The 9,499-nt window shown below is 39.7% G+C and carries 7 protein-coding genes; 3 read left to right on the top strand and 4 right to left on the bottom strand.

Going from position 1 to position 9,499, the window contains the following annotated elements; translation table 11 throughout:
* Window positions 1-4,052: choice-of-anchor L domain-containing protein (locus RUH60_RS11070; protein ID WP_313808284.1), on the top strand; the 4,052-nt coding region annotated here is incomplete at its 5' end.
* A 73-nt stretch (window positions 4,053-4,125) separates the two neighbouring features.
* Here the strand turns inward: RUH60_RS11070 and RUH60_RS11075 are convergent.
* A complete protein-coding gene (locus tag RUH60_RS11075) occupies window positions 4,126-4,635 on the bottom strand; it encodes an acyl-CoA thioesterase (RefSeq protein ID WP_313808286.1) in 510 nt (169 codons plus the stop codon).
* 69 nt (window positions 4,636-4,704) lie between these two features.
* Complete coding sequence (locus tag RUH60_RS11080) at window positions 4,705-5,643, bottom strand: SPOR domain-containing protein (RefSeq protein WP_313808287.1); 939 nt, start codon at window positions 5,641-5,643, stop codon at window positions 4,705-4,707.
* A gap of 176 nt (window positions 5,644-5,819) precedes the next feature.
* Between RUH60_RS11080 and dprA the strand changes: the two genes are divergently transcribed.
* On the top strand, window positions 5,820-6,923 hold the full coding sequence (gene dprA, locus RUH60_RS11085; protein ID WP_313808288.1) for a DNA-processing protein DprA: 1,104 nt from the start codon (window positions 5,820-5,822) through the stop codon (window positions 6,921-6,923).
* Between the two features lie 54 nt (window positions 6,924-6,977).
* On the opposite strand, the gene trpS is transcribed toward dprA, so the two are convergent.
* Entirely contained in the window at window positions 6,978-7,946 is a 969-nt protein-coding gene (gene trpS / locus RUH60_RS11090) for a tryptophan--tRNA ligase (RefSeq protein WP_313808290.1), read from the bottom strand.
* A 69-nt stretch (window positions 7,947-8,015) separates the two neighbouring features.
* Between trpS and RUH60_RS11095 the strand changes: the two genes are divergently transcribed.
* The gene (locus tag RUH60_RS11095) at window positions 8,016-8,765 is read left to right on the top strand and encodes a lysophospholipid acyltransferase family protein (protein WP_313808292.1); all 750 of its coding nucleotides are present in this window, start codon (window positions 8,016-8,018) and stop codon (window positions 8,763-8,765) included.
* A 102-nt stretch (window positions 8,766-8,867) separates the two neighbouring features.
* Here RUH60_RS11095 and RUH60_RS11100 read toward each other — a convergent pair.
* Window positions 8,868-9,499, bottom strand: a 632-nt coding sequence (locus RUH60_RS11100) for an outer membrane beta-barrel protein (RefSeq protein WP_313808294.1), incomplete at its 5' end; no start/stop codon positions are given.

Below are 9,499 nucleotides of genomic sequence, written 5' to 3' on the forward strand. Positions count from 1 at the left end.
ACTCGACTTCACCAACACAACAATGTTGGACGGTGGTGAACGCGAACGGTGATGCTGATGCTTGGAACATGGATTATGCGACCAACCCATTTGAGGGGAATCAATCTGCGATGATGCTTACAGATTTCAATGCGGGCGCCAACGATGATTGGTTGATTTCTCCAGTATTGAACTTAAGTGCTACACCGGGACCAAAGCGTTTGAAATTCCACTACCGAGTGCAATCGGCTGGTGAGCCAAATGACTTCAGAGTGGTGTTATCAACTACAGGACCAAATACAGCGAACTTTACAGAGACGTTAATTCCTTTGGCATCGTACAACAATATTACGTATGTGGAAAGAATTGTCAATTTAGTAGGTCCTGGGAACGTACCTTATACAGGGAACGTAAACATTGCATGGCATGTACCATCAGGAGGATTAGACGGATGGCGTTTGTATATCGACAATGTAATTATTGAAGATATGCCGGCTTGTCCGAATCCTACGAACCCTATAGTGGTAAGTACTACAGATACCACAGCTACTTTGCAATGGACACCAGGATATTTGGAAACAGCATGGGAGATTGTAGTACAAGCACCGGGATCGGGAGTTCCAACAGGAGCCAGTACTATTATTCCAGCAGGAACAAACCCATTTACAGTGGGATTGGTTACTCCACTAACACCGGGAACACAATATGAATATTATGTGAGAGCGTACTGTAATGCTACGGATCAGAGCCAATGGGTTGGACCGATTACATTCAGCACGAAGATATGTCCTCCGGCGAATCAGTGTAACTACACATTCCGATTGACGGATACATTCGGAGACGGATGGAACGGAAACACGATGAGTGTAAGGCAGAACGGAATTGTGGTGGCGACTTTAGGGCCAACCTTTACCGCAGGAGCAGGACCAATCAATATTACGGTACCATTGTGTGACGGAATTGCATTTGAATTGTTCTGGAACTCAGGAGGAAGTTTTGCCAATGAGGTTGGGGTGTCAATTATAGATCCATTTACGGAAGTATTGTATACAAAACCACCAGGAACAGGAACGCAAAACTCATTACTATATACAGGAATGGGAGATTGTACGCCTCCAACATGTCCTAAGCCAACCAATTTAGCAATGGTTTCGTCAACAACTAGTAGCATTACTGTAGGTTGGACCGAAAACGGACCTGCAACACAATGGGAAATATTTGTGTTGCCAGCAGGGTCACCAGCTCCAGGGGCGACTGATGTTGGGGTAACGGTAACAACAAATCCTACCACGATTACACAAACGGTTACTGGAACTGCGTTGACTTCAGGAACTTTATACGTATTCTATATTCGTGCACTGTGTGGTGTTGGTGATGTAAGTAATTTTTCTGGGCCTATATCGATTTATACTATTCCAGAAAATGATGAATGCGCTAATGCGATAGTAGTGCCTGTTAATGATACCCATTTGTGTACTTTGGTTACTCCAGGTTCGGTTACAGGAGCTACGGCTTCTTTGCCAGCTAGTGGATGTGTTGGAACCAGTGATGATGACGTATGGTTTGAATTCACAGCGACAGCTACAACACATAGTATCAAATTATTGAATGTTACCGGAACAACTACAAACATGGTTCATGCACTATATCAAGGTGCATGTGGAAGTTTAACTCAGGTATATTGCAGTGATGCAGATAACAGTATTGCAAACAATCTAGTTGTTGGACAAGTTTATAAAATTCGTGTTTATACGAATGTTGCAGTATCGCATACGGTTACTTTCAACCTTTGTGTGGCAACAATTTTACCTCCGATTGCAACTAGCGTAACACAACACACAGTTCAACAACTTGTGCAAGATGTGTTAATCGGATCACCTTGTGCTTCTGTAAGCAATATTACCTGGTCTACAGGAAGTAATTTTGGTAGTACGAACGGGATTGGCTATTTCCAACAAAACGGTTCAGGATTCCCATTTGCGGATGGTGTGGTATTGACTACCGGTAGTGCAATGGCTACTCCAGGACCGAATGATACTACTTTGTCTGCAGGAACAGCAGCTTGGACAGGAGATACGCAATTGTTTAATTATATTCAAGGGTTAGGAATCGATCCAGGGTTAACATCCTATCGTAACGCATCCATTTTAGAGTTTGATTTTATTCCGATTGCAGATCAGATGAGTTTTGATTTCCTATTTGCTTCAGAAGAATATGGAACTTTCCAGTGTAGTTTCTCGGATGCATTTGCTTTCTTCTTAACAGATGTAGCCGCAGGAACAACTACTAACTTGGCGTTGGTTCCGGGAACTACAACACCGATTTCCGTTGTAACGATTAGAGATAATCAACACAATACCTCATGTGCCTCTGCGAACCCAACTTATTTTGGTGCTTATAATGGCGGCGCAAACGTAGAAGGAGCTCCGATTGATTTTAACGGACAGACTACGGTAATGACAGCGCAATCAACGGTTGTTCCAAACAATTTGTATCACATTAAATTGGTGATTGCAGACCGAAACGATAATCTTTACGATTCAGCTGTATTCATTAAAGGAGGAAGTTTCTCAATTGGTAATTTAGATTTAGGTGACGATTTGTTGGTATCGGCAGGGACAGCACTTTGTGATCAGGAAAGTTATACTTTGAATACAGGTTTGTCACCTACAGGATATATCATCGAATGGTATAAAGACGGTGTTTTAATTCCAGGCGCAGACCAACCAAGTTTAGTGGTTACTGAAAGTGGTACCTACACTGTTTCAGCACAATTAACAGGTGGTTCTTGTTCTCAAAACGGAAGTGTGGTTATTGAAGTGTACAGTCAAATTGTACCGGGAACTCCTAATACATTAGAAGTATGTAGTACAGATAATTTCGGTCAGTTCGATTTGACTGCAAACAACGGTTTAATTCTTAACGGTTTAAGTCCAACGGCTTATACGGTTACCCATTATCTTACTCAGACAGATGCGGAAAATGAATTGAATCCGATTGATACAGTTTCAGGGTTGTTTACCAACACGATTCCAACACAACAAACTATTTATACTGCGATTAAGGATAATACAACGGGATGTCGTAAAATTGTCAGTTTCGATGTTAAAGTGAATCTGATTCCAGCGTTTACTTTGACTCCGAATGCCACAATTTGTGAAACCAATAGCATTACATTAAGTGTAACGCCTGGTAATTTTAATTTGACTGATGCGACTTTCGCTTGGACCTTTGATGGAACTCCATTACCAGATACAACAGCATCTATTAATGCGACCTTACAAGGGACTTATGCGGTTGTAGTTACTTTGACAGGATGTACGAATACTGCTTCTACTGTGATTACAGTGGTACCTTATCCGGTTGTTCCTGAACTTAGTGATGTTACTGCATGTGACAGTTATGTTCTTGAGCCGCTGAGTATTGGAAATTATTATACTGGTGCTAATGGAACGGGAGTTATGCTGACAGCTGGTGCGGAAATAACCACTTCACAAACACTATACATTTTTGCTGAAAACGGTACGGCACCTAATACCTGTTCGGATGAAAGTAGTTTTGATATCATGATTGTTCCAACTCCAGAATTTGGTATTCAGGGAGGATGTCAATCCGGAAGCTATGTTTTAGAAGTTATTGCAATTGGAGACTATGATTTCGATGACGCTACATTCACCTGGACAAACAGCTCTGGATTGGTAATTGGTACAGGATTAACCGTTTCTGTATCACAACCAGGAACGTATTCGTGTACAGCTGTTGCAACAGCTTCTGGTTCGTGCTCGGAATTGGTTAATTTTACCGCAGATTCAACAAGTTGTAACATTCAAAATGGTATTTCACCAAACGGGGATGGCTTGAATGAAGCCTTTGATTTATCTTCGCTTAATGTGAGAAAGTTAACCATTGCAAACCGTTATGGACGCGAAGTGTATACTCATGGTAATGGTTATACGAATCAATGGCACGGACAGTCGAAGAATGGAAGTGAGTTACCAGACGGAACTTATTTCTATGTTATCGAGTCTGGTGACGGAATTACCAGAACCGGATGGATTTACATCAACCGATAAGTAGTAATACAATCATCTTAAATAAAAAAGCCGTTCAAATTTTGAACGGCTTTTTTATTATATAATTTTCTACTTAAGCGAACAAAGCTTTTAGTTCGGTAGCATCCGATGGTTTCATCTTACCGGCTAAAATCAGACTCAATTGTTTACGACGTAATGCAGCATCAAAACGACTTTTTTCTTCGTCGGTTTGTGGGACTACTGGTGGTACAGGAACAGGATTTCCGGTTTCATCCACCGCAACAAACGTATAAATCGCGGTTCCGGCACTGTTTTTAATGCCTGATTCACGGTCTTCGGTCCAAACATCAATTACAATTTCCATAGAACTAGTAAACGTTCTTGAAACTTTCGATTCGATTGTTACAACGGCTCCCAGAGGAATCGCACGATTAAAAGCCACATGGTTTACGGAAGCGGTAACACAGATTCTGCGGGAATGTCTACGCGCTGTAATACTGGCTGCACGGTCAACACGTGCCAATAATTCGCCACCAAACAAATTGTTCAAAGGATTAGTTTCACCGGGTAAAACCAAGTCGGTTAAAGTAGTAAGGGAATCGGATGGAAATTTCTCTTGCATTGTGATTGTTTTTTGCAAAGTTAGCAAATATGGAATAAAAAAATCCTCAAATATTGAGGATTTCGTAATTTATAGTTCTTTAATCAGTAACCAGGCTTCTTTGTTGTGGCTTTGCTGAATTTCTTTCATTTTCAACTGAGCTTCCGCATAACTGGAAAAACTGCCGTACAAAACCGGATACAAACCAAACTGATTTTTCTCCAAACGAATCGGTTCAAACCCCTTGCTCTTTAAATCTTCAAAAATGCGTTCGGCATTGCTTTCGTTGCGAAACGAACCGGCAACAATATGGTACGGTTTTTTATTGTTTTCTTTTAGGTTTAAAGTAACAGCAGGCAATGGATTTTCAATAAAAAAAGTAGCTTCCTGAATGGTGTGCTGTACTTTTTCCTGAACCGCTTTTTCAGCCAAAAGCGATTGCTGTGCGATTTGCTGCTCGTTATAATAATTGAATCCGAAAGCTCCTGCGCCTAAAAACAAAGTAATTGCGGCGGCATATTTCAAGAAGGAGTAGTTTTTCTTTCTTTCCGGAGTGAATACAATTGGAGCTTTTTCTTCCAATTCTTCCACTTTTGCTTTGTATACTTCTCGTTGAATTGCGGGTGAAATTACGGAAGACAAACCAAAAGCATCTGCTAAATAGTTAACTGAAGCTACCGGTTCAAAAACCCAGTTCCATTCTGAATTCACAGAAATTGATCCCACATCTTGTAAGTGTAATGATTCTTTGCGTTGCAATTTTTCAACCCAAGCAGCTACTTCGTTTTGTAATTGAGTTACAGCAACTTCGTAAGCAATACTAGTTTGCAAAGCGATATGATTAGCCAGTAATCCGTCGTTGTTTTTTAGGTGTGGATTAAAGGATACCACTTTTTTAGGTGGATTAAACGTATGCGAGTTCTCGTTCAGCTGAGCCGATTGGATTTCCGTTAGAAATGCACCAAAACCAGGAACAGTAACACACTGATACCGATATAAAAGCGCCGCGATGTGATTTTCAATCTTCATATTTACAAATTTAATTATTCAAGACAGCAGAACAAAAATTATCAACAATTTTTATTAACAATTTTAAAGTTGAGCTAAGTTTTTGTGTGTGAGTAATTTGTGTTGTGTGAATAATATTTTGTAGGTTTTTATTTAATTTTTTAAAAAATAGTATTTTCTTTGATGTTTTATACGCCATGACAACAACTGAACTATTTTACACTTTAGCCTTATTACAAGTTGAAGGTGTCGGGGATATTTCCGCAAAAAAACTCATAACCCAATTGGGCTCGGCTGAAAATGTTTTTAAAACCAGCCGGAAGGAACTTAAATCAATGTATCGGTTTAAGGACAAATTGATTGAACGCCTGTCGGATGAAAGTGTTTTTGAGAAAGCTGAAAAGGAACTTGCTTTTATTCAATCCCAAAATATTGAAGCAATTTTTTTTAAGGAACCCAATTATCCGGGGCGATTAAAACATTGTTCTGACGGACCAACACTTCTTTTTCAAAAAGGAGCAACCAACTTACAGCAACATCGCACGCTTTCTATAGTCGGAACACGCAACATAACGAATTACGGCATAGATTTCACCCGAAATTTAATCGAAACGTTGCAACCTTTGAACCCCGTTATTGTTAGCGGTTTTGCTTATGGAGTCGATATTGTGGCGCATCAAGCAGCCATGGATTGTAATTTACAGACTGTTGGCGTTTTGGCTCATGGACTCAATCAGATTTATCCCAAATCCCATAAAAAATATTGTTCCAAAATGGAAGCCAACGGAGGTTTTCTGACGGAATTCTGGAGTACTTCCAATCCGGAACGTGAAAATTTTGTCAAGCGTAATCGCATTGTAGCCGGAATTTCCGAAGCGACAATAGTAATTGAAAGTGCTGAAAAAGGAGGCTCGTTAATCACCGCTAATTTAGCGAATGATTATAACCGAGAAGTATTTGCAGTGCCCGGAAGAACTTCGGATAAATACAGTCAGGGCTGTAATTTGTTGATTAAGACGCAAAGAGCGCATTTGCTTTCTTCAGCCGAAGATTTGATTTATCATCTGAATTGGAATATTAATGAGTCTGAAGTGAAATCGGTACAAAAACAATTGTTTGTCGAACTGGAACCCGAAGAGCAAAAGGTTTACGATTTTTTGGTGCAACGCGGAAAAGAAGTATTGGATTTAATTGCCATAGAATGCCAATTGCCGGTGCATAAAATATCGACCTTATTATTGCAGATGGAACTAAAAGGTGTCATCCGTCCCTTACCTGGAAAACAGTTTGAGGCAATTTAAAAAAAATCCGGAAAACCATTCGATTATCCGGATTCAGTATTGCGTTAGCTATTTTTAGTAGCCTAATTTTTCACGAACTTTAGTTAGAACGCCATTGGCAACATTTTGCGCTTTTTCAGCACCGATTTTCAGCAAACGGTCCAATTCGTCCAAGTTGTTGATGTAGTAATCGTAACGTTCTCTTTCGGTTTTGAATTTTTCGACAATAATTTCAAACAAAGCTTGCTTCGCATGACCGTAGCCGTAATTGCCACCTAAATAATTAGCGCGCATCGCTTCGGTTTGTTCAGGCGTAGCTAATAATTTGTACAAAGCAAAAGCATTACACGTATCCGGATTTTTTGGATCTTCCAAAGGTGTACTATCTGTTACGATAGCCATTACCTGTTTGCGCAGCGCTTTATCATCTAAAAAGATATTGATGAAATTGTTACGCGATTTACTCATTTTTTCGCCATCGGTACCCGGAATAATCATAATGTTTTCCTCGATTTTAGCTTCCGGTAATACAAAAGTTTCTCCCATTTGGTGGTTGAAACGGGACGCTACATCACGAGTAATTTCGATGTGTTGCAATTGGTCTTTTCCAACCGGAACAAAATTTGCATCGTACAATAAAATATCCGCAGCCATTAACATCGGGTAGGTGAATAGTCCAGCATTGACATCTTCCAAACGATCGGCTTTGTCTTTAAAAGAGTGTGCTAAAGTCAAACGTTGAAACGGAAAGAAACAGCTCAAATACCAAGACAGTTCCGCCGTTTGTGGTACATCGCTCTGACGGTAAAAAGTAACTTTTTCGACATCCAATCCGCAGGCAAGCCAAGTGGCAGCAACACTATAGGTGTTCTCACGTAACGTTTTCCCATCTTTAATCTGGGTTACCGAATGCAAATCGGCAATAAAAAGAAACGATTCGTTTTGCGGGTTTTTCGACATTTCTATCGCCGGTAAAATCGCCCCCAAAAGATTTCCTAAGTGTGGTGTTCCAGTACTCTGAACTCCTGTTAAGATTTTAGTCATGAAAAAATAATTTTCGCAAAGGTAGTTCTTTTATGAAAATCTTACAGCCGAATTGTTATTTTTGGAACTATGAAATTTTTGAAGATTATTTTCTGGACGCTTTGGCGAATCTGGTTTTATGTTTTGGTGACAGTTCCGATTATCGTACTGTTCCCGATTTTGTTTTTGAGTATTCTTTCAGAGAAAACCTATCCGCAGTTTTTTGTGTTGGCACGTTTTTGGGCGCGAATCATTCTATATGGTATGGGTTTTCATTACGAATTGGAGAAGGATTACGAGTTGGAAAAACACAAAAGTTATATGTTGGTCGCGAATCACACTTCGATGATGGATGTCATGCTGATGCTTTTAATTGTGAAAGACAATCCGTTTGTGTTTGTTGGGAAAAAAGAGTTGGTGAAGATTCCAATCTTCGGTTTTTTCTATAAACGTACCAGTATTATGGTAGATCGAAACAGTTCTAAAAGTCGTTTTGAAGTATTTGAACGTGCACAAAAACGAATCAACCAAGGATTAAGCATTTGTATTTTTCCCGAAGGCGGCGTTCCGGAAGACGAAACTATTTTATTGGACGACTTTAAAGACGGTGCATTCCGAATTGCGATTGAACATCAATTACCGATTGTGCCGATGACTTTCGGTGATGTGAAAGAGCGTTTTTCATTTACCTTTTTTAGCGGAAGTCCCGGAAAAATGCGCATTAAAATTCATCCGCCTGTAGAAACCCAAGGTTTAACCTTAGACCATAAAAGTGAGGTGAAAGCCAAAGTTCGTACTGTGATTTTAAATCAGTTGGAAGTTTTCGAAAGCAGTAAATAGTAAAAATAAAAAAGACACTCTTAACCCAAAAAGAGTGCCTTTTTACGTTTCTAACCACCACGAAAGAAACTGACTTAACTAAAAAATTTAACTAACTATATTTTAAAACCGATAACTGATTCCGGTGAAAACGCCCATATAGTATGGTTTGAAATCCCCGGAATTGTTACGGAACGTATTGATTTGGTATTTAAACATCGGCTCCATATTGGCTTCCAATGATTTGTTGAATTTGTAGCAAAATCCTAAACCGATGTTGCTGCTCAAGTGAATGTCGTTCAGGTTGCTTGCTTCACCAATTTTCATTTCCTGACGATCAGACACAATCGAAACTTCATTTTGTGTTAAAAACAAAGTACTGATTCCGCCAATCACTTCAATTCCGAATTTTTTATTCAGTAATTTGTAGGATAGCTCGGTTGGTACTTCAATGTAACCCATTCGCTGACTCAAGGCTCCGCTGCTTTTTTGTGTAACTATATTGCCTTCGCTTAAGGCTAATTTTCTACTGTCTTTGTCTTCAACCTGTATCATGCCTGCCGTTTCGTTTCGGCGAACATTTTGTAAGGTCTGCATGTTTTTGGATTCGTAATACAAAATATCATTGGTGTTGTATTCCAAGTTTACGGAATTGATTCCCGTACGAACGGATAGCTTATCTGTTACTGCATAGCTGACTCCCATGCCGTAGCTGAAAGTGGTTTTGTAATTTCTGCTGTTGTTGTCAAATTGAC

This window comes from Flavobacterium sp., from assembly GCF_032153895.1.
In the GTDB taxonomy this organism is placed as follows: Bacteria; Bacteroidota; Bacteroidia; order Flavobacteriales; family Flavobacteriaceae; genus Flavobacterium.